At 68.3% G+C, this 26,642-nt stretch carries 23 protein-coding genes and 1 pseudogene; 16 read left to right on the top strand and 8 right to left on the bottom strand.

Features of this window, described 5'->3' with window-relative positions; translation table 11 throughout:
• The first annotated feature begins 35 nt into the window (after positions 1-35).
• The 3 genes from ACFY3V_RS19660 to ACFY3V_RS19650 all read left to right on the top strand — a co-directional run bounded on the left by ACFY3V_RS19660 (position 36) and on the right by ACFY3V_RS19650 (position 2,859).
• Complete coding sequence (locus tag ACFY3V_RS19660) at positions 36-1,067, top strand: iron-siderophore ABC transporter substrate-binding protein (RefSeq protein WP_389775045.1); 1,032 nt, start codon at positions 36-38, stop codon at positions 1,065-1,067.
• A gap of 76 nt (positions 1,068-1,143) precedes the next feature.
• Positions 1,144-2,418 carry a lysine N(6)-hydroxylase/L-ornithine N(5)-oxygenase family protein gene (locus ACFY3V_RS19655; protein ID WP_389775043.1) on the top strand — a complete coding sequence of 425 codons (1,275 nt, stop codon included), beginning with the start codon at positions 1,144-1,146 and terminating at the stop codon, positions 2,416-2,418.
• A 123-nt stretch (positions 2,419-2,541) separates the two neighbouring features.
• On the top strand, positions 2,542-2,859 hold the full coding sequence (locus ACFY3V_RS19650) for a hypothetical protein (protein WP_389775040.1): 318 nt from the start codon (positions 2,542-2,544) through the stop codon (positions 2,857-2,859).
• A 99-nt stretch (positions 2,860-2,958) separates the two neighbouring features.
• Here the strand turns inward: ACFY3V_RS19650 and ACFY3V_RS19645 are convergent, their stop codons facing one another.
• Positions 2,959-3,369, bottom strand: a complete 411-nt coding sequence (locus ACFY3V_RS19645; RefSeq protein ID WP_389775038.1) for a DUF2000 family protein — start codon at positions 3,367-3,369, stop codon at positions 2,959-2,961.
• Between the two features lie 66 nt (positions 3,370-3,435).
• Here ACFY3V_RS19645 and ACFY3V_RS19640 point away from each other — a divergent pair, with 66 nt between their 5' ends.
• From ACFY3V_RS19640 to efeB, 6 genes are all read left to right on the top strand, one after another.
• A complete protein-coding gene (locus ACFY3V_RS19640) occupies positions 3,436-4,278 on the top strand; it encodes an AraC family transcriptional regulator (protein WP_389775035.1) in 843 nt (280 codons plus the stop codon).
• Between the two features lie 209 nt (positions 4,279-4,487).
• A complete protein-coding gene (locus tag ACFY3V_RS19635) occupies positions 4,488-5,642 on the top strand; it encodes an alkaline phosphatase PhoX (protein WP_362901463.1) in 1,155 nt (384 codons plus the stop codon).
• 100 nt (positions 5,643-5,742) lie between these two features.
• Positions 5,743-6,609 carry a sulfotransferase gene (locus tag ACFY3V_RS19630; RefSeq protein WP_362901465.1) on the top strand — a complete coding sequence of 289 codons (867 nt, stop codon included), beginning with the start codon at positions 5,743-5,745 and terminating at the stop codon, positions 6,607-6,609.
• 200 nt (positions 6,610-6,809) lie between these two features.
• Complete coding sequence (gene efeU / locus ACFY3V_RS19625; protein WP_362901467.1) at positions 6,810-7,661, top strand: iron uptake transporter permease EfeU; 852 nt, start codon at positions 6,810-6,812, stop codon at positions 7,659-7,661.
• Between the two features lie 21 nt (positions 7,662-7,682).
• Complete coding sequence (gene efeO, locus ACFY3V_RS19620) at positions 7,683-8,828, top strand: iron uptake system protein EfeO (protein WP_389775031.1); 1,146 nt, start codon at positions 7,683-7,685, stop codon at positions 8,826-8,828.
• Between the two features lie 29 nt (positions 8,829-8,857).
• Positions 8,858-10,111: an iron uptake transporter deferrochelatase/peroxidase subunit gene (efeB, locus tag ACFY3V_RS19615; RefSeq protein ID WP_362901471.1), complete on the top strand. Its 1,254-nt coding sequence runs from the start codon at positions 8,858-8,860 to the stop codon at positions 10,109-10,111.
• 42 nt (positions 10,112-10,153) lie between these two features.
• Here efeB and ACFY3V_RS19610 read toward each other — a convergent pair whose 3' ends face one another.
• The gene (locus ACFY3V_RS19610; RefSeq protein ID WP_362901473.1) at positions 10,154-10,765 is read right to left on the bottom strand and encodes a helix-turn-helix domain-containing protein; all 612 of its coding nucleotides are present in this window, start codon (positions 10,763-10,765) and stop codon (positions 10,154-10,156) included.
• Entirely contained in the window at positions 10,766-12,418 is a 1,653-nt protein-coding gene (locus ACFY3V_RS19605) for an MFS transporter (protein ID WP_362901475.1), read from the bottom strand. It abuts the gene before it with no gap.
• Between the two features lie 110 nt (positions 12,419-12,528).
• On the opposite strand from ACFY3V_RS19605, the gene ACFY3V_RS19600 reads away from it, so the two are divergent.
• From ACFY3V_RS19600 to ACFY3V_RS19585, 4 genes are all read left to right on the top strand, one after another.
• Positions 12,529-13,170, top strand: coding sequence for a TetR/AcrR family transcriptional regulator (locus ACFY3V_RS19600; protein WP_389775026.1), 642 nt, complete (start codon positions 12,529-12,531; stop codon positions 13,168-13,170).
• A complete protein-coding gene (locus ACFY3V_RS19595; RefSeq protein WP_389775023.1) occupies positions 13,167-14,324 on the top strand; it encodes an acyltransferase in 1,158 nt (385 codons plus the stop codon). The genes ACFY3V_RS19600 and ACFY3V_RS19595 overlap by 4 nt, the downstream gene beginning before the upstream one ends.
• A 333-nt stretch (positions 14,325-14,657) precedes the next feature.
• Complete coding sequence (gene aspS, locus ACFY3V_RS19590) at positions 14,658-15,962, top strand: aspartate--tRNA(Asn) ligase (protein WP_389775020.1); 1,305 nt, start codon at positions 14,658-14,660, stop codon at positions 15,960-15,962.
• 381 nt (positions 15,963-16,343) lie between these two features.
• The gene (locus ACFY3V_RS19585; protein ID WP_389775017.1) at positions 16,344-17,705 is read left to right on the top strand and encodes a family 16 glycosylhydrolase; all 1,362 of its coding nucleotides are present in this window, start codon (positions 16,344-16,346) and stop codon (positions 17,703-17,705) included.
• 215 nt (positions 17,706-17,920) lie between these two features.
• Here the strand turns inward: ACFY3V_RS19585 and ACFY3V_RS19580 are convergent, their stop codons facing one another.
• The 3 genes and pseudogenes from ACFY3V_RS19580 to ACFY3V_RS19570 form a co-directional block, all read right to left on the bottom strand.
• Positions 17,921-18,682, bottom strand: coding sequence for a Mut7-C RNAse domain-containing protein (locus ACFY3V_RS19580; protein WP_389775014.1), 762 nt, complete (start codon positions 18,680-18,682; stop codon positions 17,921-17,923).
• 303 nt (positions 18,683-18,985) lie between these two features.
• Positions 18,986-19,897 (bottom strand): annotated as a pseudogene (locus ACFY3V_RS19575) (ankyrin repeat domain-containing protein); the annotation flags it as partial.
• Between the two features lie 299 nt (positions 19,898-20,196).
• A complete protein-coding gene (locus ACFY3V_RS19570) occupies positions 20,197-20,799 on the bottom strand; it encodes a hypothetical protein (RefSeq protein ID WP_389775011.1) in 603 nt (200 codons plus the stop codon).
• Positions 20,800-20,900: 101 nt separating this feature from the next.
• Between ACFY3V_RS19570 and ACFY3V_RS19565 the strand changes: the two genes are divergently transcribed.
• A complete protein-coding gene (locus tag ACFY3V_RS19565; RefSeq protein WP_389775008.1) occupies positions 20,901-21,047 on the top strand; it encodes a transposase in 147 nt (48 codons plus the stop codon).
• The gene (locus ACFY3V_RS19560) at positions 21,047-21,217 is read left to right on the top strand and encodes a hypothetical protein (protein WP_389775005.1); all 171 of its coding nucleotides are present in this window, start codon (positions 21,047-21,049) and stop codon (positions 21,215-21,217) included. Before ACFY3V_RS19565 ends, ACFY3V_RS19560 begins: the two co-directional genes overlap by 1 nt.
• Positions 21,218-21,616: 399 nt before the next feature.
• On the opposite strand, the gene ACFY3V_RS19555 is transcribed toward ACFY3V_RS19560, so the two are convergent.
• On the bottom strand, positions 21,617-23,512 hold the full coding sequence (locus ACFY3V_RS19555) for a ricin-type beta-trefoil lectin domain protein (RefSeq protein ID WP_389775002.1): 1,896 nt from the start codon (positions 23,510-23,512) through the stop codon (positions 21,617-21,619).
• A 953-nt stretch (positions 23,513-24,465) separates the two neighbouring features.
• On the opposite strand from ACFY3V_RS19555, the gene ACFY3V_RS19550 reads away from it, so the two are divergent.
• A complete protein-coding gene (locus ACFY3V_RS19550) occupies positions 24,466-25,836 on the top strand; it encodes a PHB depolymerase family esterase (protein WP_362901522.1) in 1,371 nt (456 codons plus the stop codon).
• A 133-nt stretch (positions 25,837-25,969) separates the two neighbouring features.
• Here ACFY3V_RS19550 and ACFY3V_RS19545 read toward each other — a convergent pair whose 3' ends face one another.
• On the bottom strand, positions 25,970-26,500 hold the full coding sequence (locus tag ACFY3V_RS19545) for an ATP-binding protein (protein ID WP_389774999.1): 531 nt from the start codon (positions 26,498-26,500) through the stop codon (positions 25,970-25,972).
• Between the last annotated feature and the right edge of the window lie 142 nt (positions 26,501-26,642).

Here is a 26,642-nt window from a genome sequence, read left to right as displayed (position 1 = left end):
GTGCCCTCTCGGGCCTCGGAAGGACACCCATACCCATGCGCGACACGATGCGCCGCCTGGCCGCGACCGGAACGCTGCTGCTCGGCCTCGGCCTGGTGGGCGCGTGCGCCGGTGAGAGCGGCGGAGCCGGACAGCCCGCCGCGAACGCCCCCGCGGCCCAGGCCGCCCCCGGATTCCCGGTCACCATCACGCACAAACTCGGAACCACCACGATCGAATCCGCCCCCCAGCGCATCGTCGCCCTCGGCGAGGCCGACCAGGACACCCTGCTCGCCCTGGGCGTGCAGCCCGTCGCCATGGCGGAGCTCACCGGTATCCAGGACGACGGGCTCACCCCCTGGAGCGCCCCGAAGCTCTCCGGCACCGCGCCGACGCTGCTGAAGGCCGGGGAGGCGGGCTTCTCGCTGGAGCAGATCGCCGCGCTCGAACCCGACCTGATCCTCGCGGGCGGCGACTACTACATCGACAAGGAGTACGCCAATCTCTCCCGGCTCGCGCCGACCACCGCCTACGAGACCGGTCCCGCGGAGGACTCCTGGCAGACGGTGGCCCGCCAGGTCGCCAAGGCGGTCGGCAGGACGGACGAGGGGGAGAGGCTCGTCGCCGACGTCGAGGCGAAGATCGCCTCGGTGAAGACCGCCCACCCCGAGCTGGCCGGTAAGAAGTTCGCGCTGACCAGCGTCTTCCCTTCGGGGAACATCGGCGTGATGAAGTCCGACACCGACATCAGCGTCAAGCTGCTGGGCCAGTTCGGGCTCGCGCTGCCCGAAGAGATCAAGGCGCTTCCCGGAGAGGGCTTCGCGGCCGAGCTGAGCATGGAGAAGGTGAAGGTCCTCGACGTCGACCTGCTGCTCAGCCACTACAACGACGACGCCGCCACGCAGCGGAAGATCGAGGCCGGCAAGCTGTTCGCCGGCCTCGACGTGGTCAGGCGCGGCTCGTACGTGCCGCTGGACCTCAAGGCGTTCTGGCCGCTGCGCACACCGACGCCGCTCGCGGTCCCCTACGTGATCGACCAGGTCGTGCCCCAGCTCGCCAAGGCGGCCAAGGCCGCGGACGCCGCCTGAAACACCCCCGTTCCACACCGCCCCCGCCGCCGTCCCGGCCGCGGGGGACCACCCCTTCAGCACGTGAGAGGCGAACATGTCGAGCCCGGTCTATGACGTCGTGGGCATCGGTTTCGGCCCTTCCAACCTCGCGCTCGCGGTGGCCCTGGAGGAGGAGTACGGCTCCGGCGTGAACGCGGTCTTCTTCGAGAGGCAGCCGAGGTTCGGCTGGCACCGCGACATGCTCATCGAGGGCGCCACGATGCAGGTCCACTTCCTCAAGGACCTGGTCACCCTGCGCAACCCCGCCAGCCCCCACTCCTTTCTGTCCTATCTCCAGGAGAAGGGGAGACTGGTCGACTTCATCAACCACAAGACCATGTTCCCCACCCGGCTGGAGTTCCACGACTACCTGGAGTGGACCGCGGCCTCCTTCGCCGGCCTGGTGCGCTACGACTCCGAGGTCGTCGCGGTGCGTCCGCACGACGACGACACCCTTGAGGTCGTCGTGCAACACGGCGACGAGCTGCACACCTGCCTGGCCCGCAACCTCGTGATCGCGGTCGGACTCGACCCCGTACTCCCCGAAGGGGTACGGCAGGGCGAGCGGATCTGGCACACCGAGGAACTGCTGACCCGGCTCGAAACCCTCGGCGGGCGCGAGCCCACACGGTTTGTCGTGGTCGGTGCCGGGCAGAGCGCGGCCGAGGCCGTCGAGCACCTGCACCGGACCTACCCGTCGGCGGAGGTCTGCGCGGTCTTCACCCGGTACGGCTACTCGCCGGCCGACGACAGCCCCTTCGCCAACCGCATCTTCGACCCGCAGGCCGTCGACCACTTCTTCACCGCGCCCGAGGAGGTGAAGCACATGCTGCTCGCCTACTCCCGCAACACCAACTACTCGGTGGTGGACCTCGATCTCATCGACGAGCTCTACCGGCGCTCCTACGCCGAGAAGGTCGCCGGGGTCCAGCGGCTGCGCATGCTGAACGCCTCCCGCCTGCTCGGTGTGCACGACGACGGCGACACCGCCCGCGTCCGGGTGTGCTTCCTGCCCACGGGCGAGGTGAGCGCGATCGAGGCCGACGCGGTCGTCTGCGCCACCGGCTACCGCGAGCGCGACCCGCGAGACCTGCTCGGCGAGGCGGGCGAGCACTGCCTCACGGGGGAGAAGGGCGAACTGAGAGTGGAGCGCGACTACCGGGTCGCCACCGCTCCCGGGTGGACCTGGGGTGTCTACCTCCAGGGGGCGACCGAGGGCACCCACGGGATCGCCTCCTCGCTGCTGTCCATGACCGCCGTCCGCACCGGGGAGATCGTGCGCTCCATCGCCCGGCGCTCGGCGCAGGTCCCCCAGGGAGCCGAGTCGTGACCGCCCGTATGTGGCCTGCGGTCTCAAGGGCGTCCCGACACGAGGGTGAGCGGCTACGTGACTCTGTGTATTTATTTGACTACCTTTGGTGGCGTTGTGTTCCATAGGTAACCGGGGAGAGTCATGAATACCTTGATCCGCAGTGCCGGTATCGGCCTGGCAGGGGCGGTTCTGGCCGGCACCGGCCTGTTCGGCCTGCTTCCCATGACCGCCGCCCACGCCGGGTCGCCCGCCGTGTCGCCCCAGGTCACACCGGCGGCGGTCTGCTCGGACACGGGTGACGATCGCTGGATCTGCTTTCTACGCTACTGCGACAGCTATTACTGCTATTACGACTGCTATCCGACCCTGACCGCGCGCAACATGGGGGAGAAGCCTTCCGAGACCGTCCGTGTTCCCAAGCCCGAGGGGAAACCTCCCACACAGATCACCAGGCCCTGACCGGGTGAGCCGCGCGGCGGCGGACCGTGGACCGGATCCGCGTGGCCGTGCCGTCCACACCGCGAGGGCTCGCGGTGTGGACGGAGGCTCCGCCTTGGCTCAGGGGTGCAGGGCGAGCCCCTTGAGCACCTTGTCGACCCCGTTGCGCGGCCCGTGCACCGCGAGCCCGACCAGGCGAAGCCTGTCGGAGGGCACGGCGCGCACCGCGGCCCGGTTGTCCTCGTCGTGGTCGGTCTTGAACAGTTCCTCCGTGTACAGGGCCACCTCCAGCCCGCGTGCCAGCGCGCGGGCGTGCGCCGCGGCGAGGCCGGGTTCGTCCGCGGCGTAGACCAGGACGGGCTGTCGGAACATCGCCAGATAACGGTTGCCTGACCCGTCGACGTACGGTTCGCCCATCACCTCGGGCCCGCCGCCCGCCACACCGCTGGCCAGGAACGCGGTGACGTTGAGCTTCTGCCAGACGGCGAGGTCCGCACGCACCACAATGCCGATCTTCGTGTCGAAACGCATGCCAGGCAGCATCGCCGCAACCGCCTCGCCGGGGCTTGAACGCTCGTGCGGCGCGAGAATGGGTCCATGTCCGGTGACTGGTCGCGCTACTGGCGCTCGCCCCGGCTGGGGCTGGAGGCGATGCACGCCCACTTCGAGCGGCACACCTACCACCGGCACAGTCACGAGACCTACTCCTTCGGGATCACCGACGACGGCAGGCAGGCGTTCACCTGCCGGGGGGCGGGCCACACGAGCACGCCGGGGATGGTGATGGCGTTCAACCCGGACGACCCGCACGACGGCTGGGCGGCCGACGAGCTGGGTTTCACCTACCGGATCGTGCACATCGGCCCCGAGCTCGTCTCCGCCGCGCTGGCCGGGGTCGCGGACCGCGCGGTCGGGCTGCCGCTGTTCGCAGAGCCGGTCGTCCACGACCCGGTGCTCGTAGGAGGGCTGGGCCGTCTGCACACAGCGATCCTCGGCGGAGCCCCGGCCCTGGTCGCGGACGAGCTGCTGGACGCGGTCGTCCCCGCCCTGGTCCGCCGCGCGGCCCTCAGCGGTCCCGTCACGAGAAGCCCGAGGTTCCGGGCGGGAGGCCGGGGCACGGCGGGCCTCGCGAGGCGCGCGGCGGAACTGCTCGAGGAGGACTACCGGACCGACCACACCGCCGACTCCCTCGCCGCCCTGTCCGGATCCAGCAGGTTCACCCTCTATCGGGCCTTTCGTGCGGCGTACGGGATGGCGCCGAGCGAGTACCAGCGGCAGGTCCGCCTGCGCGCGGCTCGCGGGCTGCTGTCTCGGGGCCTGCCGATCGCGGACGTCGCCGCGGAGACCGGCTTCGCCGACCAGAGCCACCTGACCCGCTGGTTCGTCCGCTACTACGGCATCACCCCGGGCGTCTACCATCGTGCCGCCCGCCGAGGGTGAACCACCGGGCCTGCGGCGGGTTCGTCCGGCAGGCCTAGGGTCCATCGAGACGAATGAGTTGCATGGGAATATTGCGCTCTTTCCCTTTTAAACGGCATATGTCGGCCATGATTCATTAACCAGATTCACGGGTAGCCGTTCACCGGTGCTCCTACCGTCGAGATCACTCGGGAAGTTGTTCTGCTGATCCTCGTCCTGGAGGTTCGTCGATGGAACGCCGCACATTCCTTCGTGCCTCGGTGCTCGGCACGAGCACCCTGGCCTTCACCGGAAGCCTCTGGCAGGGAGCCCTCGCGGCCCCGGCCCAGAACGCCACAGGCCCCTATGGTCCCCTGCTGGCCGCCGACGCCAACGGCATTCAGCTTCCCGCCGGGTTCACCAGCCGGGTGGTCGCCCGATCCGGCCAGGTGGTACCCGGCACCTCCTACACCTGGCACAGCGCTCCCGACGGTGGTGCCTGCTTCGCCGACGGCAGCGGCTGGATCTACGTGTCCAACTCGGAGATCAACCCCGGCGGCGGCGCCTCGGCGATCCGCTTCGACGCGGCGGGCAACGCCGTCTCGGCCGCCTCGATCCTGTCGGGCACCCGGCAGAACTGCGCGGGCGGCGCGACACCGTGGAACACCTGGCTGTCATGTGAGGAGGTCGACCGAGGCTACGTCTACGAGACCCGTCCCTTCGGTGGCGCGGCGACACAGCGTCCCGCCATGGGCCGCTTCAAACACGAGGCGGCCGCCGCCGACCCGGTCCGCAAGGTCGTCTACCTCACCGAGGACGAGAGCAACGGGCGGTTCTACCGCTTCGTCCCCTCCGTCTGGGGCGACCTGTCCTCAGGCACGCTGCAGGTGCTGTGCGCGGGCTCGGCCACCTCGGGCTCCTTCACCTGGGCGAACGTTCCCGATCCCGATGGTTCCCCGACCGCGACCCGCAGCCAGGTCTCCGGATCGAAGTCCTTCAACGGCGGCGAAGGATGCCACTACGCGGACGACACCGTGTGGTTCACCACCAAGGGCGACAACAGGGTCTGGCAGGTCAACGTCGCCGCCGGTACCTACGAACTCGCCTACGACGACAACCTCGTCAGCCCCGGCACCGCGCCGCTGACCGGCGTGGACAACATCACCGGTTCGACCTTCGGTGACCTCTACGTCGCCGAGGACGGCGGCAACATGGAGATCTGCCTGATCACTCCCAACGACACCGTCTCCCCGTTCCTGCGCGTCAACGGTCAGGGATCCTCGGAAATCACCGGTCCGGCCTTCACCCCCGCGGGCAATCGCCTGTACTTCTCCTCCCAGCGCGGCACGTCGGGTTCCTCCTCCGGGGGGATCACCTACTGCGTGACCGGTCCGTTCCGCACCTGAGGACGGCTGGGTGGTGCGGTGCCGACCGCACCACCCGGCACGGTGAACACACAGGTCACGTTAACTTTCCGGACGCCTGGGGTCACTACGGTGCTCGACCATGGGATGGAAGACCAGGGTCAACACGGCTCTTGAAGGGATGACGGGCTACAGCGTCAGCAGGGTGCGGCGGGAGGTCGCACCGCCGCCTCCGGCGCCACAACCACCCGCCGACGTCCCCCGGCCACCGGCCGATCCCAAGCTCGACCGGCTGGTGCGCGAGCCGGTGTTCGTGCTGTCGCCGGTGAGGTCGGGCTCCACCCTGCTGCGGGTCATGCTCAACAGCCATTCCCGGATCCACGCACCGCACGAACTACATGTACGACGGCTGGCGGTCACGCTGACCACCGATCCACTGCGGCAGGCGATGGAGACGCTCGGCTTCTCCACCAGCGACATCGAGCACCTGCTGTGGGATCGCATGCTCCACCGTGAGCTGACCGGAAGCGGCAAGCAGATCATCGTCGACAAGACGCCCAGCAACGTCTTCGCCCATCGTCGCCTCGCGACCTGCTGGCCGGACGCGCGCTACATCTTCCTGATGCGCCATCCCGCCTCGATCGCCCTGTCGTGGCACGAGGCCGATCCGCTGGAACGCCCCTGGGAGGAGGCGATCCAGCACACCCTGCGGTACATGCGCTACCTCACCGAGGCGCGGCGGCGGCTCGACGGGCTCACCCTGACCTACGAGAGAGTCGTCGCCGCCCCCGAGAAGGAGATGCGCGGAGTCTGCGCCCACCTCGGGATCGACTACGAGCCGGGCATGGTCCGTTACGGCGACCACGAGCACGGAGAGTTCGTGAAGGGCATCGGAGACTGGCGCGACAAGATCAGAACCGGCAGGGTCCAGCCCGGCCGGCCGCTGCCCGCCCGGGACGAGGTTCCGGAGGAGCTCCGGGAGATCTGCGCCGAGTGGGGATATCTCTGACCGGGCCGCCTTCCGGAGGAGAGGGTGGCTCACCCACCGCACCCGGAACGTGCTGAGCCGGTATGAGTGCTTGACCGCACACATACCGCGATATCGCCGCCTCGTTCATATCTTATGGCCCCCGGTGGGAATCACCTCCTTGCGAAGAGTAAGGTTGCCCTGCCCTAATTTAGGTAAGGCTTCCCATCTATGGAGTGACGGTGTTCGCCAGCTACCTCATCGGATTGCGCGAGGGCTTGGAGGCCACGCTCGTCGTCTCCGTGCTCGTCGCGCTCCTCGTCAAGAGCGACCGGCGCGACCGGCTGCCCCTCGTGTGGGCCGGGGTCGGCGCCGCCCTCGTCCTGTCGGTCGCGTTCGGCGCGCTGCTCACCTTCACCGTCGCCCATCTGGAATACCGGCAGCAGGAGTTGTTCGAGGCGGTCACCTCGCTGCTCGCCACCGTGTTCGTCACCTGGATGATCTTCTGGATGCGGGGTGCCGCCCGGACGATCTCCGGCGACCTGCGCGCCAGGCTGAGCGAGGCCCTGGAGGTCGGCGCGGTCGCGGTGGTCGTGATGGCCTTCCTCGCCGTGGCACGTGAGGGCCTGGAGACCGCGCTGCTGTTCTTCGCCTCCGTGCAGGGGGCGACCGCCACCGCCGTCCCGCTGATCGGGATCAGCCTCGGCCTGCTCACCGCGGTCGCGCTGGGCTGGGCCATCTACCGAAGCGCGATGCGGATCAACCTGTCCAAATTCTTCACCTGGACGGGCCTGCTGCTGATCCTGGTCGCCGCCGGCATTCTCAAGTACGGCGTGCACGACCTGCAGGAGGCCGGTGTCCTGCCGGGCCTGTCCACCTACGCCTTCGACATCAGCGGCGCGCTGCCCGCCGACTCCTGGTACGGCGCCCTGCTGTCCGGGATGTTCAACATCACCCCGCAGCCGAGCGTGCTGGAGACGGTGGCCTGGGCCGCCTACGCGGTGCCCACGCTCATCCTCTTCCTGCGGCCGCGGCGCGACCGCCCGACCCCGTCGACCGTCACTCCCTCCACCGACCCGCAGCCCGCGGGCTGAGACTTCCCGAACAGGACGATCATGCGTACTTCCCTTGCCGTCGCCGCGGGTGTCCTCGCCCTCGCCGGTCTCGTGGCCTGCTCCGCCGAGCCCACCGCAGCCCCGGGCGCGGGCACCTCCGCCGCACCGGAGAAGGGCGGCCCCATCGCGGTGGCCGCCACCGACACCGAGTGCAAGGTCGCGGTCACCGAGGTGGCCGCGGGCACCTCGACGTTCGCGATCACCAACGGTGGCACCAAGGTGACCGAGTTCTATGTGTACGCCCCCGGCGACCGGGTCATGGGCGAGGTGGAGAACATCGTGCCGGGCCTCACCCGCGAGGTGATCGTCGAGCTGCCGACCGGCAGCTACGAGACCGCCTGCAAGCCGGGCATGGTCGGCAAGGGCGTCCGCGGCCCGCTCAAGGTCACCGGCGAGCACAAGCCGCTCAGCGACGACGCCCAGCTCGCCGGGGCGACCGCGAGCTACAAGCGCTACATCAAGTCGCAGAGCGACACTCTGCTGGTCAAGACGCAGGAGTTCGTCGACGCGGTCAAGGCCGAGGACATCGAGAAGTCCAAGGCGCTCTTTCCGGTCTCCCGCACCTACTGGGAGCGGATCGAACCGGTCGCGGAGATCTTCGGGGATCTCGACCCGGCCATCGACGCCCGGGAGAACGACGTGGCCGAGGGGGAGGAGTGGACCGGCTTCCACCGGATCGAGAAGGACCTGTGGGTCAAGAAGGACGTCAGCGAGGACGGCCCGATCGCCGACAAGCTGATGGCCGACATCAAGACCATCGTGGAGCAGTCCAACTCCGCCGAGCTGTCGCCGGTGCTGCTCGCCAACGGCGCCAAGGGCCTGCTCGACGAGGTGGCCTCCGGGAAGATCACCGGTGAGGAAGACCGCTACTCGCACACCGACCTGTGGGACTTCGACGCCAACCTGCAGGGTTCCAAGGCCGCCGTCCAGGCGCTCCGCCCCGTCCTGGAGGAGCGCGCCCCGGAACTGGTGAAGACGCTGGACGAGAAGTTCGCCGGGGCCGAGGCTGCGCTCGGCGCGCACCGGAAGGGCGACGGCTGGAAGCTGCACACCGAGCTGTCCAAGGACGACCTCAAGAAGCTGTCGGACGCGATCAACGCACTCGCCGAACCGATCAGCAAGATCGCCGCTGTGGTGGCGAAGTAACGATCGTCCCAGATGAGAGGAGGGGTTCGGTGAGCGAGCGGATCAGCCGCAGGAAACTGTTCGGCATGGGGGCGGCCGGTGTGGCGGCCGCCGGCGCGGGTGTGGTCGCGGTACGCGGGATCGGCGGCGAGCCGGCGCCCACCACGGTCGCCGCCGTCTCCGACGCCGTCCCCTTCTATGGTGAGCACCAGGCGGGCATCGTCACCCCGGCACAGGACCGGCTGCACTTCGTCTCCTTCGACGTGACGACCGACAAGAAGGCGGAGCTGGCCGAGCTGCTGCAGGAGTGGACCGCCGCGGCGGCGCGGATGACGCAGGGCCAGGAGGCGGGCACGTTCGGCGCGATCGGCGGCCAGCCCGAGGCGCCGCCCGACGACACCGGCGAGGCGCTCGGCCTGCCCGCCTCCGGGCTGACGCTCACCGTCGGCTTCGGCGGGTCGCTGTTCGACGACAGGTTCGGGCTCGCCTCTCGCAGGCCGGCCGCGCTCGCCGACCTGCCGCACCTGCCCGGTGACGCGTTGCTGCCGGAGATCTCCGGTGGCGACCTGTGCGTGCAGGCGTGCGCGCACGACCCCCAGGTGGCGGTGCACGCCATCCGTAACCTGGCGCGGATCGGCTTCGGCCGGGTCTCGGTGCGCTGGTCCCAGCTCGGCTTCGGCCGCACCTCGTCGACCTCGCGCGCGCAGGCGACGCCGCGCAACCTGATGGGGTTCAAGGACGGCACGGCCAATCTCAAGCTGGAGGACGTGCAGCTGCTGAAGGAGCAGCTGTGGGTGGGCCCCGGCGACGGCGCCGACTGGATGACCGGGGGCAGCTACCTGGTGACCCGCAAGATCCGGATGATGATCGAGACCTGGGACCGGGCGCCGCTGGCCGAGCAGGAGCAGATCTTCGGCCGGGACAAGGGCGAGGGCGCCCCACTGGGCGGGAAGAACGAGTTCGACGCCATCGACTTCGAGGCGAAGGGCGCCGACGGTAATCCGCTCATCCTCGACGACGCCCACGTGCGGCTCGCGCACCCGTCCCACAACGGCGGTGCCCGCCTCCTGCGCCGCGGCTACAACTACGTGGACGGCTCCGACGGGCTGGGCCGGCTGGACGCCGGGCTGTTCTTCATCGCCTACCAGCGCGACCCGCACCGGCAGTTCGTCACCGTGCAGCGCTCCCTGGCGGGCAAGGACTCCCTCAACGAGTACATCAAGCACGTCTCCAGCGGCCTGTTCGCCTGCCCGCCGGGCGTGCGCGACGCGGGCGACTACTGGGGCCGCGCCCTGTTCGCCTGACCACCGGGACCAGGGCTGGAGCGCACCCGGTGAAGTGGAAGGTCAGCGCAGGGTCCGGCAGAACATGTCGAGGGTGATCTCGATGATCTCGGTCGTGTCCTTCGCGCCGGCCTCGCCGGAGGACTCCGAGGCGAGGCGTCGGGTGCCTGCGCGCAGGACGCCCCAGGCGAGTTCGGCCCGCAGGGCGGGGTGGTCGTATCCCGCCTCACGGAGCACCTCGCAGAGCGGTTCGATGAGCGACGCGTGCAACTCCTCCAGTCGCGTCAGGCACTCGGCCGGCAGTCCGAGCGTCTGCACCGCCGGGACCAGCGCGTAGTCGGTACTGCCGACGAACTCCAGCGCGACCCTGCCGTACGCCAGAAGCCGCTCGTCGAGTGGGGTGGCCGATCCGCCGGGCGAGGGGGCCGCCACGGTGGCGCGCAGCCGGCCGGCCCAGCGGGGGAAGCCCTCCTCGGTGAGCTGGGCGAGGATGTCGGCGGTGGAGGAGAAGTAACGGTAGACACTCGATCGGGCCAGGCCGATCCGGGCACCCACCGCCGCCGGGGTGAGCGCGTGCACACCCCGCGTGGCCAGGATCTCGCGTGCCGCCTCCAGCAGGGCGGCGTGCTGATTGGCTCGGTGGTCGGCGACGGTCGCCGCGCTGATCCTTGGCATCTACACCTCCTGTCGGCGCCCTCCGCCGTCCGGCTCGGGCGTCCCCGCTCCGTCACGGTCATTCTCCCCGTCTTCTTCCCCGCCCGCGCCATCACGGCCCCGGGTGGGAGCGGCGGTACGCGGGAGCAGGAACGTGAAGCCGAGCCCGGCCAGCAGGATCAGCCCGGTGATGACCGGCACCCTGCGGGTCGCCTCGGTGGCACCCGCGACCGCCGCCGTGTGGACGGCAGGATCGCTCAGCCCCGGGATGGCCGCGCCACCGCTCTCCCGCACGGCGTTCGCCACGCTCGTGCGGACCTGCTCGGGGTAGGAGGCCATGGTCTTCTCGACCGACGAGCCGAGTCCGGTGACCAGCACGCCGCCCAGGATGGCGACCCCCAGCCCCGCACCGACCTGGCGGATCGCGCTCTGCAAGCCGGAGGCCTGGCCCGCCTGCCGGGCGGGTACGTCGGCCATCAGCACGCTGGTGAGCTGGGCCGTGGCGAAGCCGATGCCGAAGCCGTAGACGACCATCCAGGGCACGATCCGCCACACGCTCATGTCGGCCTCCAGGGAGAGGCCGAGGCCGATGGCGCCCACGACCTCCAGGGCGAGGCCGATCTGCACGACCGTCCGTGAACTCACCTTCCTGGTCAGGGCGGGGACCGCGCCGCCGGCGAGGAAGGTGCCCACGGCGAGGGTGGCGATGACGAGACCGGCGGTGAACGCGCTGTACCCGAGCGCCGCCTGCAGGAACAGCGGCAGCACCAGGATCACGCCGAACTCGCCCAGCGCCACGATCATCGCGGTCATCGAGCCGTAGCGGAAGCCGGGCAGGGTGAACAGCGTCAGGTCGATCAGCACGGGACGCCCGGCCCGCCTGCGTCGCCGCTCCAGCAGGATGAAGACGGCTATGGCCAGGATGCCGATGCCGAACGCGAAGGGCACGGGGGAGACTTCCTCGAACCGCAGTCCGAAGAGTTCGGCGGCCCGCAGGGGAGTGAGCCAGCCGTACTTCTGCCCCTCGATGAGGCCGAAGACGATGGAGAACATGCCCAGCACGATCAGCACGATGCCCAGTGGGTCGTGGCCGGTGGCCCGATCCTCACGGGAGGCGGGGATTCGCAGTGCGCCGAGCAGGACCAGCGCTCCGATGGGCAGGTTGATCCAGAACGCCGCGCGCCAGCCGTAGTCGGTGACCAGCCAGCCGCCGACCAGCGGTCCGATGGCGGCCATACCGCCGATGATCGAGCCCCAGATCGCGAATCCGATCACTCGCCGCCTGCCGAAGTAGGTGGAGTTGATGATCGCGAGCGTCATGGGCGTGGCCATCGCGGCGCCCACTCCCTGGATTCCCCTGGCCGCGATCAGCATCGCGCCGCTTCCCGCGATCGCCGCCAGCAGGCTCGCCACCAGGAAGACCACGATGCCGGCGGCGAACAGCTGCGGCCTGCCGCGCTGGTCACCGATGCGGCCAAGCGGGATGAGCAGGGACGCGAACACCAGCAGGTAGAGGGAGTTGACCCACTCCACGTCGGTGACCGTGAGCCCTAGATCGTCGATTATCGCCGGAACGGCGACGTTCACGATCGTCGCGTCGATGACGATCATCGACACACCGACCGCGAGCACGAAGAGAGGCAGCCAACTTTGACGAGAATTTGGCGACGACATGTCGCGAACTATAGCAACACGATGTGGCTATCTACCCGGACGCGTCCTGTCCCCGAATTTCCGCGACCCGTCGGGTTGCGGCCTCTGGCCGTTCGCACTATTTTTTGACCATGCGGCCAAAAAATAAGTCGAGTGGCCAAAAATCGTTCATCGAGGAGGCCCGCCGCAAGCAGATCGTCGACAGCGCCATCGAGACCTTCACCGAGCTGGGCTACGCCAACACCTCGCTGGCGCGCATCGCCGAGCGCGCCGGGATCAGCAAGGGCGTGATCTCGTACCACTTCGCCGGCAAGACCGAGGTGATGGAGCAGATCGTCGAGCGGGTCTACCACGAGATCGCCGATTTCGTCCTGCCGCGGACGGACAAGGAGACCACGGTCGCCGGCGAGCTGCGGGCGAGCTTCCGCGCCGTCGCCGAGTACATGCGGGGCCACCGCGCCCAACTGCTCGCCCTCGGAGAGATCTTCAACAACCTCCGCACCCCCGACGGCAGGCCGCGCTACGGCATCGCCTTCAACGAGCCGATCTACGAAGCGCGGGAGGCGCTGTTCCGCCGCGGCCAGGAAAGCGGCGAGTTCCGCTCCTTCGACCCCCGCGTGATGTCCGTCACCGTGCAGGCCGCGATCGACGACATGTTCGCCTACTGGGTGGCCCACCCCGACCACGACCTGGAAGCGCACGCGGAAGAACTGGCGGACCTGTTCGAGCACGCCGCTCGGGCCGAACCTCGCGGAGAGACGTCGAATCGATGACACAGTCCGTCAACCGGCCGGCCACGCCGTCCGGCACCCGCCCGCGGCTCCTTTACGTCGACAACCTGCGCACCGCCCTGATGGCACTCGTGGTGGTCCACCACTCCGTGATCGCCTACAGCAACGTGCCGCGCTGGTACTACGTCGAACCCCCGGCCGACTCCTCGGCAACGCTGCTGGACATCCTGCTCGTGCTCAACCAGGCGTTCTTCATGGGCGCCTTCTTCCTCGTCTCGGGGCTCTTCGTGCCGGGCTCCTACGACCGCAGGGGGACCCGGCGATTCCTGAAGGAGCGGCTGCTGCGCCTGGGAGTCCCGCTGCTGCTCTGGCTGCTGGTGCTCCGCCCCCTGGTGACCGTCGGCCGGTACACCGCCGCGAGGGACGCCGCCGTCCAGCGGGGGAGTGAGCTGCCCTACTGGGAGTTCTACCTGAGCTCGTTCACACCCGGGCCGATGTGGTTCGTCGAGGTGCTGCTGGTGTTCAGCGTGCTCTACGTCCTCTGGCGGCACCTCACCGGCGAGGACCGGCGCGCGTCCGAACCGGCCCGGGTCGCGGGGCGGGCGCCCGGCGCCGTCGCGATCATCGGGTTCACCGTCGGGCTGGCCCTCGTCACCTACCTGTGGCGCATCGTGGTGCCGATGGGGATCTCCGTGCTGGGGTTGCCCTCACCCGCCTACCTGCCGCAGTACGTGGCACTGTTCGTCGTCGGGCTGGTCGCGGCCAGGCGCGGCTGGCTGGAGGGCCTGTCCAGAACGGCCGGCCGGGCCGGGTTCGCCGTCGCGGCCGTCGCCGCGGTCGTGCTCGTCCTCTGCCTGATCTTCGCGGGAGAGGGGATCCTGGGCCACGGCACCCTGGCGTCCCTGACAGCGGCGACCTGCGAGTCGGTGCTCGCCGTCGGCGTCATCCTCGGCCTGCTGGTGCTGTTCCGGGAGCGGCTCGGCCACCAGGGGCGCCGCCGCCGGTTCCTGTCGGCGCACGCCTACGCCGTCTACGTGATCCATCCGGTGGTGCTCGTCGCCCTGGGGTACGCACTTCGCGACGTGCAGGCGCCCGCGGTCGCGAAGGGCGCGTTGCTCACCGCGCTCGCGCTGCCGCTCTGCTGGGCGACGGCGTACCTGGTCCGCGCCCTGCCCGGTGCGCGCAAGGTGCTCTGAACCGGGTAAATGAGCTGGGCAGGTGCGAGGGAGGCCGGATAAAGTGGCGATCAACAGCGATGACGAAGACGAGTAGAGCCTCGATCACCGGAGTCGGAGAGAGCCGCCGGCAGCTGCGAAGGCGGACTCCGGCCGGGGCGCGAAGACCCTTCCGAGCTGCGGGGAAGAACGGCCTCCGGGCCCAGTAGAGCCCCGCCGAATCGCCCACGTCACGGGTTTGCCGAGGCCGCGCCGCACCAACCGGCGGCGTGGCGAAGGTGTGGTGGTACCGCGAGGATCCCGCTCGCCCACGCCTCTCAGGGGACGCGTTGCGAACTCAAGGAGGTCACCACCATGCAACGCATCCTGTCCACCCAGCTGTCCGCGCACGTCGGTGAGACCGTACACGTCGCGGGCTGGATTCACCGCCGCCGACTCCTGAAGTCGGTCGCCTTCCTGATCCTGCGCGACGCCACGGGCCTGACCCAGGTCGTGGTGTCGGAGGAAACCGTCCGCGCCCAGTTGGAGGCCCTGCCGGAGGAGACGACGGTCTCCGTCGTCGGCACGGTCACCGCCGAGCGGTCCGCGCCTGGCGGAGTCGAGATCACCTCGCCGGTGATCGAGGCACTGACCGACCCCGCGCAACCGGTCCCGTTCGACCTCTATCGGCCCGATCTGCGCGCGAGCCTGCCGACGATGCTCGACCACGCGCCGGTCGCCCTGCGCCACCCGAAGCTCGCCGCCGTCCACCGCATCGGCGCGGCCGCGGTCGGCGGCTTCCGTGCGGTGCTCGAAGCCATGTCGTTCGTCGAGATCCACACCCCGAAGATCGTGGGCGCGGCGACCGAGAGCGGCGCCAACGTCTTCCGACTCGACTACTTCGGCCGCCCGGCCTACCTGGCGCAGTCGCCCCAGCTCTACAAGCAGATCATGGTCGGCGTCTTCGAGCGGGTCTACGAGGTCGGACCGGTCTTCCGCGCCGAGCCGAGCGACACCGCCCGCCACCTGGCGTCGTACACGTCCCTCGACGCCGAGATGGGCTTCGTCGAGGACCACCGCGACGTCATCGCCGCGTGCCACGCGACGGTCGCGGGCATGCTGGCCGGTATCCGGGCGGCGGCCGGTCCCTCGCTCGACCTTCTCGACGTCACCATGCCGGTACTGCCGGAGAACCCCGTGGTGGTGCACTTCTCCGACGTCCTTGAGATGATCGGCAAGGCGACCGGCGAGGACATCACCGACGAGCCCGACCTCGCACCGGCGCACGAGCGCTGGATCGGGGGGTGGGCCTCGCGCGAGCACGGCTCGGACTTCGTGTTCGTCGAGGGGTACCCGACCGCGCATCGCGCCTTCTACACCCATCCGGACCCGGCGCGCCCCGGCCACTCACGCGCGTTCGACCTGATATTCCGTGGCCTGGAGCTGGTCAGCGGCGGCCAGCGGATGCACCGCCACGACGACTACGTGCGAACGCTGACCGCGCGTGGTGAGAGCGACCTGTCGGCGTACTCGGGATATCTCGACGCGATGCGCTCCGGCATGCCGCCGCACGGCGGCTTCGCCTTCGGGCTGGAGAGGTTCATGGCACGCCTGCTCGACGTGCAGAACATCCGCCAGGTCACGCTCTTCCCCCGGGACCTGCACCGGCTCGCCCCGTAGACGACTCGCTCTCCGTCGTGGCGGAGGTGCGGGAGGCCGGTCGGCCACCCGCACCTACCGGCGGTTCGTCACTCCTGCGCGGCGAAGGAGAGCTGACCGACAGGGTGAGATTTCCGTCAAAGATGCTGGTGAACGGCAGTATCAGAATGGAACCGTCCAAATTTTCAAAAAACGACAGCCCCTGATTTTCGCTGTTATCTTCATCCCGTTCACATGATCATGGACCGCTTGCAGCAGCGGTCCGATGACATTCCATGGGGGAAGAAGATGACAGTTTCGCGCTCGGGAAACTCGCGGCCGAGAGGCTCGCGACTCCCGAGAAGGCACCTCGTCGCGGCGTTTACCGCGACCTGTGCCTTCGTCACGATCTGGGGAGGTGGCGTGGCCTCGGCGGCGGCGCCGAGCGTCACGATCAAGCCGTCGGCCGACACCTCCTACTCGCAGGTGTCCCAGGACGGTAACGGCAGCGCCAAGACGACGCTCGCGACCTGCCCGCAGTCCTGCGAGGGGAACTCCGCCGGAGAGCGGCAGGCGGTCGTCGCCTTCACGGTCGCCGGCCTTCCCGCCGGAGCCGGCAACGTGAAGGCCCGCCTGGAGCTGTACTCCTGGAACGCCTTCGCCGCGACCACGACCACCGCCCACAAGGCGAGCGGCGGCGCCTCGAGCCCCGGAACCTGGGAGAGCAGGCCGACGCTCGGCTCCGCGCTGGACTCCTCCAGCGCGGTCACCAAGGGCTACAACGCCTGGGACGTCTCCTCGGCCGTCACGGGCAACGGCGCGGTGACCTTCGCCGTCCGCCAGTCGACCAGGAACACCCGCACCTACTGGGCCTCCGCCGACAACTCCAACGCGGCGATCCGGCCACGCCTCGTCGTCACCTACACCACGGGCGGCACGGCCACCCCCACGCCGACCGCGAAGCCCACGGCAACGCCGACGGTGAAACCGACCGTCACGCCCACGGCCACACCGACCGTGAAGCCGACCGTCACACCGACGGCGACCTCCACGAACCCGCCCGGGTGGAAGCTCGTCTGGTCCGACGAGTTCGACGGCACCGCGCTCGACACCAAGAAGTGGAACCCCAAGGACAGCTCCGTGGACTACGACCGCGCCTGCATCACCAGCAGGCCGGAGAACCAGTTCGTCCGCGACGGCATCCTGACGGTGCGGGCACTCAAGGAAGACTGGAAGTGCGCCGGCACGACCCGTCACTACACGACCGCCTACCTCGACACGAAGGGCAAGGCGTCGTTCGCCTACGGCCGCTTCGAGGTGCGCGCGAAGTCGCCGAACGGGCCGACCAACTCCACGGGGCTGTGGCCCGCCTTCTGGATGAGGCCGGACGACGGGGGCAACGGCGAGATCGACGTCACCGAGCTTCCCGGCGGTGCCAAGTACTACAAGGCCGCGACCGCCGCGATCTTCCGTGACTACACGCCCACCAAGAGCGACTTCCGCTACACCTTCCCGAGCGGTTACCCGGGCGGCGGCTTCCACACCTACACCACCGAGTGGGAGCCCGGGGTGATCCGCTGGTACATCGACGGCAAGGAGATCTGGCGCCGGGAGGGCAACACGCCCGCCTGGCTGAAGGAGACCTTCGGCTCCGACGCGAGCTACAAGCGCAAGTTTCACCTGCGGATCAACTTCCAGGTCGGCGGCTGGCTGGGCGACCCGGACGCCTCGACCACCTTCCCGGCCGACTTCAAGGTCGACTACGTGCGCGTCTGGCAGCGCTAGAAGTGTCGTCCCCGCACCGGTCCGGTGCGGGGCGGCCGTAGTGGGGTGAGGGCCTTCGGGGCCGGTGCGGATCGGCGAGATCCGCAGCGCGGCACCCCGAAGGCCCTCATGCCGCGCCGCGACATCCCGCAGTGTGACCGGAAGCTCTCATACTCCGCCGCGACATCCAGCTGACCGGGACCGGCGACAACCGGGCAGGCCGTCTCCGGCCCGCCTCAGCGCGACTCCCCGCCGACCTGTGACTCCTGGCGGGTCGTGCGCAGGGCCGACCGTACGATCTCCTCCAGATGCTCGCTGTGCGCGCCACGCCAGTAGATCTGCCCGCACTCCGAGCATCGGCCGTAGACGTCGTAGGAGCGCCTCGTCCCGGTCTCCAGCAGGCGGTCGATCTCGCTCTTGTCGACGGGGGCCAGCTCCCCGTTGCAGGCGGTGCAGCGGGTCCACGGCCGCAGCGGCGGCGCGAACCGCTCCAGCAGGTCGCGAAGCTGGTCGTTCGCCTTGGTGCCTCGTACGTAGGCGCCGAGCCAGAGCGCCCGGCGGCACAGCAGGCCGTGATCCTGGGTGAGCAGCACGCGGCGTTCCCTGTTCGCCTCGGCGACGAGGGAGGGATCGTCCATGTCGTTGTGATAGGTCGCGTCCACGCCCAGCAGCCGGAGCCGTCGCGCGAGAGTGCCCAGGTGGACGTCGAGCAGGAACCGGGGCGCGTCCTGGCCGGGTTCGAGCGGCACCCGCTGAGGGCGGGGCACGGCGTGAACATGGACCACGTCACCGGCGACGGGCTGATAGGACGTGCCGACCTCCGCGCCTTCGACGATCAGCGGCCCCACCTCGGGCAGCGGAACGCCGATCGACTCCACGACATGGCCCAGAGTCGACGTCCCGTCCGGTGTCACCCGCTGCCACTCGCGTCGCCGTCGCGCGGGCAGGAACAGCAGCAACTCGGGGGCGATACGCAGGTGGAGATCGGATTCGCTCACACCTTCAGCATGCCATCCGCCCCAGGAGTCCCGACACGCATTAAACGACGGCTTGCGGGACCGCTCGACAGAGCACGTCGCTCGGTTGGATTTCGTGGGCGTTGATCCAGGAGACCGCGCTAATGACTACCCAGCTGAGGTGACCTACAAGTTCCGGGCAGTTGGCTCTATAAGCCGCCAGAAGTCTGGAAGAGGGTAGGTGTGTAACGAGGCGTCGTAGGCGGTTCTCGACGAAGTAGGTGCCGCAGGTGGATTTTAAGCAGCCTTGACAGACGTCGCCAAGGCCGACTGGTCGCTCCAGCTTCAACGATCTCGTTCTGGCAGCCGCAACCACAGATCCGGTGGGCCGACAACGGCCCGCGCGTCGGGCACTCGCAGTCCCGCCGCAGCGCAGCAATAGGCTACGGCCTGGCCCTGGTATAGGTACTCAGCGAGAATCTCGTCAGCTGTCAGGTGTCCACCGGCGTCGCCGCCACCGGGATGTGTATCCGAGTCCTCGAGGACGCCGTCGCGACTCACAGCTCCTTGGTTGCCGCTCTTGGGGTTGGCGAACATGCTGTAGCAGACCGTTCCCACCGACAACGGCAGGATCACTTCAGGAGTGGAGGGGGCGTATCCCCATGGCTGGGTGACGACGCATCCGCCGGGAACGTCGGTGACCCCGACGATTCCCAGGCTGCCATCGGGATTAGACCACGGATCATCCAGGACCGCCTCGATATCGGCTTCATCAACCGGCTGGGCTTCCATCCGCCGGGCGGCTTCGTTGGCGGTGATGTTCGCCACGCACGCCACGCCCACGGTCTCTTCGCCGGCATTCCCCAGCGCGGCGATCAAGCGTCGTGCCTCCGCGACCGTCGCGGCCTCAGCAGGGGACAGGCCGGGGTGCCCTGCGAGGACGGGGAACAGGTCGGGCGCCGGACCGGCGAGGGCGAGCCGTCCAGGAGACCATCCCGCCATCATGGGCCGCCACGGGTCCGCTCCGGCGGCGACCAGAACATGGGCGTTATCCAGACGGCGGGCGAAGACAGCCACCCACAGGGCGGTCCGGTCGTCGTACTCGGCGTCCACGTCGTCGACGCGACGGACCAGCTCGGTCACCGACTCAGGGGTTCCCCATTCGGCCGCGAGGTGCAAAGGTTTTCCGTCGTAGCCGCCGAAGGCGTAGACGCCCGAGTTCGGATCGGCACCCGCTTCCAGCCTAACGCGAACCGCCTCAAGATCACCCTAGCCGTACCCTTTGATGCCAGACCATCCTGTAGGCCCGAAATCCGTCATGACGCTCCTCGGATTAGCATTTCACGCATAAGGCAATTATGTCATATTCGAACTAGCTGCCGATTCGCCTCGGCCCTCTGCTGAAAGACAGAGGGCCGAGGCGAAATTTAATGGCTCGACGCTACGCTGCCGGAAAACATTTTTCCATTGGACTACTGTGGAGGCGAATGCGTTGCTAGTGCCGTCCATGTCCGCTTGAATGCCTCGGCAACCAGATGGCGCTAAAAGTAAATCAGTCAAATATTTCGGCGAATAATAAACCTCATGTGTGGGACCTCAAGCCATTCTTGGTCAATCTCCCGGCCGACTATTCGGCCGATGAGGATCAGGCTTGTTGTAACCATTTCTTCCGTTGGGGATCCCTGGTCAACAGGAACGTCCCAGTCTTCCGGCATTGTTAGTCCGTGAGCGTAAGGCTTTAAGGACTCGGGAATATACATCATGGGAGCATCGTCGACTGTCAACCCATCAACTGCATGGAAGATGCGATGATTGTCACCCCCGCTATGCCAGTTGATGCCAATTGCACAACCGCCATCGCGTGAGAGCGTAGACAATACTTTCTTTTCGGTTACATCTAACCATTGCACCTGAAGGGTCAGCGACCACGATTCGAATTCCCCAATCAAGACTATCCCTTCGTAGTCATCGGGAATTTGATCACCCTCGAACCCTTCTGCCAGGTTGGCCAGAGTGACCTTGTATGCGCTATTGAGGTCAGCCTCGATCCTGGAAGCGGTTTCCTCTACACTGAGGCCTTCGCTCCACACGGCAGCGAAGGTGTCAATGGGTCCTCCCCAATGAGCCTCAAGCAAATCATAGAGGTGGCGACTAGCCATTTTTCTCCTTTCGGAAATAGGGTGAATGCCGTCCCGTACCAAGGGTACGGGACGGCATTCAATCAGGATTTGCTAATCCACAGCCTGGAAGGGATAGGTGTGTGGCGAGGCGTCGTAGGCGGTTCTCGCTGGAGTTCAAGGAAGAAGCCGTCCGCATGGTGCTGGAGGGCGAGCGGACGATCACGTCGATCGCGCGGCACCTAGACGCCGTCGCCGCCGCACTCCAGGACCAGACGGGGAACAAATGATGAAACGCAAGGTCGACTACACCTGGAAACTACGCGAGATCATGGCCGGCCGGCGCATCTACACGGCCACCGAACTGGTGCCGCTCCTACGTGAGCGCGGCATCGACCTGTCGGCCTCTCAGGTCCACCACCTGGTCTCCGGCACTCCCAACGGCTGTCCATGCAGGTGATGTCCGCGCTCTGCGACATCCCCTCCTGCACTCCGGCCGACATGGAACCGGCCGCATCCGCCCGGAGCCGAGGCCCCTGTTCGACCTGCTCAGGGGGATGGAGCAGCCCGGCAGCGGGCCGGCCTGACTGGCGGTGCGCCGCAACCATCCCGGGAATGCGGCGGCGCTGTTGCAGCGGTTCACTCTTGGACAGATCCCGCTCACCCACGACGCGTTCCACGAGCTCCAGCCCTGGAGAATGACCGCTCACCTGGAAGAACTTCCTGATGGCCGACGGTGCCCCTCAACCGGCCCGGCGGCGAGAAGGATCTCGCCGCCGGGCCTCTCACCGTCGTCCCCGCCGCGATGGCAGGCGCGGCCAGGTCAGGATGGAGTCCAGGCACTCCACGTGCCGGTGGGTCAGCTCCTGGTCCATTTCTGGCTGCTCGTGCCGGTGCACGACCACAGCTGCACCTTGGTTCCGTTGCCGGTCCCGAAGTTGCTCGCCTCCAGGCATTTGCCGGACTGCACGCCGGTGATGGTGCCGTCGCCGTTGATGTTCCACTGCTGGTTGGTTCCGCCGTTGCAGTCCCAGATGATCACCTGGGTGCCGTTGGCGGTGCCCTGCCCGGAGGCGTCCAGGCACTTGTTGCCGTACACCTGCAGCTGCTTACCGGAGGTGGAGGTCCAGCGCTGGTTGGTGCCGCTGCCGCAGTCCCACAGCTGGAGCTGGGTGCCGTTGGTGGTGGTCGAGTTCGGCACGTCCAGGCACCGGCCGGCGTTGACGTTGCGCAACACCGACGTCGACCCGGGGTCGGGGCCAGGGCCGGGACCGGGGCCCGGGTCGGAGGGGGGCAGCAGCGTGACGGTGTAGGAGTCGTCGATGGCGGTGTGCGGCAGGTTGACCGTCGTGCCGTTGCCGGACAGGGTCACCACGGAGTTCTGGACGGTGACCGGGGCCGTGACGGCGCCGCCGCCGTTGTAGGGGATGCGCTCGGCGACGACCCTCACCTGGTTGTTCTCCACGATGCCGCTGGTGGCGTCCAGGCGCCGCAGGTTGACGGCGATGTTGCCGGTCGTGGTGCCGCCGCCGACCAGGATCTTGGCCGTCCCCGCCGCCTTGGTGGCGAACGCGTCGTACGAGGCGCTGGGGGTGACGGACACGATCTGGCCGGTCTGCGAGCCGTAGAAGCGGTAGGCCCACCATTCGCCCTTCGGCTGGTACTGGCCCGACGAGTTGCGGACGAGCAGGTTGCCGAGGTCGTTGTGCAGGTTTCCTCCGCCCGCCCAGTTGGCGCGCAGGCCGTCGGCGCCGGCCCGCTCCAGGCGCGCGATGTACCAGGCGCCGTCGGCGGGGTTCTGCTCGTTGGACGCCCCGTATTCGTTGATCTGGTAGGGCCGCGGGTGCGGGATGCCACGGGAGTTCAACGTGGTGTCGGCCGCCGCCACGTTGGCCACCGGGTCGCCCGGCAGGGAGTGCCAGCTGATGATGTCGGGAACCACGTTGTTGGCCTTGACGTAGTCGAGGTACTGGTTCCAGAAGGCGTGGCCGGTGGACGGCACGCACGCGCAGCTCGGTCCGACGATGAGCTGCGTCGGGAACGCGGCCCGGACGCGCTGGTAGGTGCGGCGCCACAGTTCGAGGTACTGGGAGATCGGGCGGTTCCAGAACAGGGTGATGTTGGGCTCGTTCCACAGGTCCCACTGCACCGGGGCGCCGGTGGCCTGCACGTCGTTGATCAGACGGGTGAGGAAGTTGTCGTAGTCCGTCCAGTTGCCGTTGTCGCCGGGGAAGCGCGAGATCGGGTAGCCGTCGGCGCCCCACAGGTCGTGGACGAGCAGGATGAACTCCCCGCCCAGTGACCGGGTGCGCAGCAACTGGGCACGGGTGGCGTTCCACCGTCGGTCGTACTTGCCCGACACCCAGCCACCCGGGCTGTCAAGCTGTGCCCCACCGGCCCGCATGTACCGGAACTTCACGTCGGTGAAGTACTGGTTGGGCGGGCCCGACGCGTTCTCGGTCATGCCGTAGATCCAGCCGGAGGCACGGTAGGTCGGAGTGCCACCGCCGGCGGAGAAGTCGACGGCGATGGACTGGTCCGCGGCCTGGGCCGGCGTGGCGGACGTCACGACGGGGCCCGCGACGAGGGCGCCGACGGCGAGAAAGGCGGCGATCGCGCGGCGGCCTCTGTGCCGCCTGCCGGGGGTGATGTCCGCCTCTGGCGTCTCAGACGCGTGAGGGCGGGGCGGATGGGCTGGGAGCGATGGCGTGAGACGCCACAGTCGGGCTCGGCGGACGATGTCGCCAACGTTCATCTTCGGCTCTCCTCACTCGTGAGTGCTGCGCGCACATGTGAGTGGAATGGCTTCGTGGGGGGTGGGGGCTCGAAAACCGGGATGTCCCTAAGTCGAATCGATTCGACCGCAGCCTAGATTTCGCTGTCAGTGATGTCAACAACGTGTGTTATAGAAGTAAACGCATGGTTTCGGGCGCTGCTGACCTCTGTCGGGCGTCGGCCGGGTCATGCTCAGCCCCGGATTCGGTGGTTGAGGCGAATCGGTTCGATGATCCGGCCCGGAATCCACGGGGTGACGCAGGTCGTCACGGACCGGCGATGACGGCCCGCCGACGGGTGCACGGGAGAGGAGCCGATCCGACGGCCGTCGGTAGAATGATCACGCCATACGGTGCGGCAGGAAATCGGGGTGCGAGCCGGACCCGGGACCATGTCGATCTTCGGATGACTGAAAGTTTCATCGCGGAGGCCCTGTCCGGGGTGCGGCCATGGAGGAGAACACTCCACGGCGAAGTGCGCCCGGCCGCTCGAACCCGCACGGTTCGACGCGAGGTTGCCTCAGGAGCCCACGCTGTCCGATGAGTACGACATATCTGAACGGTTCATATGAGGATGGTCGGCGCGGATACCTGTGGGGCTGGGCATCACCGCTGTTGAAGGGGTAAAACGGCTAACCGTGGCCGGACCCTCGGTGTGCGAATGGTGAAATAAGCAGGCTTAAGGTCTTGACGGGCCTCGTGACTCCGACCGTAATTAGAGGCGAGGCCCCGGGGACGCGCTCCTTCCGGAACCTCTGTGGCCGGATCACACGGGCGCAGTGTGGAGGCGCTTCGCGGCCCTCCGCATCATGGCGGTCCACGTCGACATCCACAACCTCGCTTCGCCATGCGTCCCTTCGTGGTGTCCCGGTGAGGAGCAGCGGGTTCAACCGGCGCGGGTCGACCGGAAACGAAAGGCGAACGAGTGAAACGCATGATCAGAGCGGTGCTGGCGGCCGTCGTCCTGTGCCTGGCCTCCGCCGGAGTTCTCGTCGGGCTACCGTCGGCGTCCGCCGCGGCCCTGACCCGGGTGACGAATTTCGGAACCAACCCGACGAACCTCAACATGTACATCTACGTGCCGGACAGGGTCGCGGCACGGCCCGCACTGCTGGTGCTGACCCACTACTGCGGCGGGTCGGCCGGCGCGATCTTCAACGGCAACGGGCACGACTACGTGACCGCGGCCGACAGGTACGGATACGTCATCGTGGTTCCGGAGGTCACCCGCAGCGAGAAATGCTTTGATGTGTCCACCCCCGCCGCGCTGCGGCGCGACGGCGGCGGCGACTCCACCGGTGTCATGGCGATGGTCACCTGGGCGCGGCAGCGCTACAACGTGGACCCGGAACGGATCGTGGTCAGCGGGTTCTCCTCGGGGGCGATGATGACCAACGTGCTGGCCGCCCAGTATCCGGACGTGTTCGCCGCCGGTTCGGCGTTCTCCGGAGTTCCCGCGGGGTGTTTCGCGACCACGAACGGATCGCTGTGGAACAGTCAGTGCTCGGGCGGGCAACTCATCAAGACGGCGCAGCAGTGGGGCGACCAGGCCCGGTCGATGTATCCCGGATACACCGGGCGCTACCCACGGATGCAACTGTGGCACGGCAGCACGGACACGACGCTGCACTACAACAACTTCGGTGAAGAGATCAAGCAGTGGACGAACCTGCACGGGCTGAGCCAGACTCCGGCGTTCACCGACCGTCCGCAGTCGAACTGGACCCGGACCAGGTACGGCGTCACCTCGGCCCAGGCCACGGTGGAGGGGATCAGCATCAGCGGGGTCGGCCACCAGCTGCCGATGAGCGGCCAGCTCGCCTATGCAATCACCTTCCTCGGCCTCGACGGCGGCGGCTCTTCCACGCCGTCCCCCTCACCGTCCATCTCCCCGTCCCCGTCGCCGTCACCTTCGGGGGGCACGGGTGCTCTGCGGGGTGTGGGGTCGGGGCGGTGTCTGGACGTGGTCGGCGCCTCGCAGGCCAACGGTGCCGCGGTGCACATCTGGGACTGCAGCGGGCAGTCCAACCAGCGGTGGACCTCCACCGCCGCCGGTGAGCTGCGGGTCTACGGCGGCAAGTGCCTGGACGTCAACGGCGCCGGGACCGCCGACGGCTCCGCGGTGATCATCTGGGACTGCAACGGGCAGAACAACCAGAAGTGGCGCCTGAACGCCGACGGCACCATCACCGCGGTCGGAGCGAACAAGTGCCTGGACGTCTCCGGATACGGCACCGCCAACGGCACCAGGGTGCAGATCTGGAGCTGCACCGGCGCCACCAACCAGAAGTGGACGCGGATCTGACCGACGCGTCCCCGACGCTGCGGGGATGGGGAGGCCGACGTCCCGGACCGGGGGAAAGCGGGTCCGTGGACGTCGGCCTCCGTTGTGGTCCACGCCTGGGACGGGGAGTGGTGGGCGTGGACCGGCTCCGGGGTCAGGGGATCGGGGGACGATCCCGGCTGCCCCGGAGGTCTGGGGGTTGAGGGTTGGTGGGGAGGTCGAACCAGACGGCGGTGCCGAGTTGGCCGGTGCCGCACAGGCGGGTCCATTGGGTGCCGCAGTGGCCGTGGGTGAGTTCGGTGACGATGCGCAGGCCCCGGCCGCCGAGTTCGAGGTCGTCGAGGTGTTCGGGGACGGTGGGTGGGCGGCGTAGGAGGTGGTCGATGAGGGTGGTGCCTGCTCCGGCGTCGACGACCTCGGCGCGGACGGGCAGGTTGTGGTCGTGCAGGAGGCGTAGTTCGTAGGGGGCGGGGGCGTAGCGGGTGGCGTTGGTGACGAGTTCGGAGACGACGATCTCCAGGTCGTCGAGCACGTCAGGGGCCGGGAGCAGTTTGCCCAACTGGTCGCGGAACAACTCCCGGGCCCGCCGGGCGGCGTTGCCGGGAGGCAGGCACCAGGCGACCATTCGGAAGCGGTTGTGGGCTCTGCCGTACTCGCCGGGGTCCGGAACATGCTCGATGAGCATCGTTGCTCCTAACGGGTGGGAACGAAGGCAGTTCCGCAGTCGAGCCCGCCAGGGCTCAGCGTGACTTTCTCGCTACGGAGCGTGCTGTGTTGGCTATCATTATGCGAGACTTCCTCAATCCGCAACTGCTGATTGATGAGAA

Source organism: Streptosporangium sp. NPDC000095, assembly GCF_042899335.1.
In the GTDB taxonomy this organism is placed as follows: domain Bacteria; phylum Actinomycetota; class Actinomycetes; order Streptosporangiales; family Streptosporangiaceae; genus Streptosporangium.
Note: the sequence above shows the minus strand (reverse complement) of the source record. Positions and strands in the feature narration are given on the sequence as shown.

Coding starts and splice junctions, on each gene's coding strand:
- efeO (WP_389775031.1), top strand. CDS start 7,683: ATGCGTACTTCCCTTGCCGTCGCCGCGGGTGTCCTCGCCCTCGCCGGT.
- ACFY3V_RS19640 (WP_389775035.1), top strand. CDS start 3,436: ATGTCCGGTGACTGGTCGCGCTACTGGCGCTCGCCCCGGCTGGGGCTG.
- ACFY3V_RS19555 (WP_389775002.1), bottom strand. CDS start 23,512: ATGAACGTTGGCGACATCGTCCGCCGAGCCCGACTGTGGCGTCTCACG.
- ACFY3V_RS19645 (WP_389775038.1), bottom strand. CDS start 3,369: ATGCGTTTCGACACGAAGATCGGCATTGTGGTGCGTGCGGACCTCGCC.
- ACFY3V_RS19610 (WP_362901473.1), bottom strand. CDS start 10,765: ATGCCAAGGATCAGCGCGGCGACCGTCGCCGACCACCGAGCCAATCAG.
- ACFY3V_RS19635 (WP_362901463.1), top strand. CDS start 4,488: ATGGAACGCCGCACATTCCTTCGTGCCTCGGTGCTCGGCACGAGCACC.
- ACFY3V_RS19660 (WP_389775045.1), top strand. CDS start 36: ATGCGCGACACGATGCGCCGCCTGGCCGCGACCGGAACGCTGCTGCTC.
- ACFY3V_RS19600 (WP_389775026.1), top strand. CDS start 12,529: ATGCGGCCAAAAAATAAGTCGAGTGGCCAAAAATCGTTCATCGAGGAG.
- ACFY3V_RS19630 (WP_362901465.1), top strand. CDS start 5,743: ATGGGATGGAAGACCAGGGTCAACACGGCTCTTGAAGGGATGACGGGC.
- ACFY3V_RS19570 (WP_389775011.1), bottom strand. CDS start 20,799: ATGGCTAGTCGCCACCTCTATGATTTGCTTGAGGCTCATTGGGGAGGA.
- ACFY3V_RS19550 (WP_362901522.1), top strand. CDS start 24,466: ATGATCAGAGCGGTGCTGGCGGCCGTCGTCCTGTGCCTGGCCTCCGCC.
- ACFY3V_RS19545 (WP_389774999.1), bottom strand. CDS start 26,500: ATGCTCATCGAGCATGTTCCGGACCCCGGCGAGTACGGCAGAGCCCAC.
- ACFY3V_RS19605 (WP_362901475.1), bottom strand. CDS start 12,418: ATGTCGTCGCCAAATTCTCGTCAAAGTTGGCTGCCTCTCTTCGTGCTC.
- aspS (WP_389775020.1), top strand. CDS start 14,658: ATGCAACGCATCCTGTCCACCCAGCTGTCCGCGCACGTCGGTGAGACC.
- ACFY3V_RS19655 (WP_389775043.1), top strand. CDS start 1,144: ATGTCGAGCCCGGTCTATGACGTCGTGGGCATCGGTTTCGGCCCTTCC.
- ACFY3V_RS19595 (WP_389775023.1), top strand. CDS start 13,167: ATGACACAGTCCGTCAACCGGCCGGCCACGCCGTCCGGCACCCGCCCG.
- ACFY3V_RS19650 (WP_389775040.1), top strand. CDS start 2,542: ATGAATACCTTGATCCGCAGTGCCGGTATCGGCCTGGCAGGGGCGGTT.
- ACFY3V_RS19560 (WP_389775005.1), top strand. CDS start 21,047: ATGAAACGCAAGGTCGACTACACCTGGAAACTACGCGAGATCATGGCC.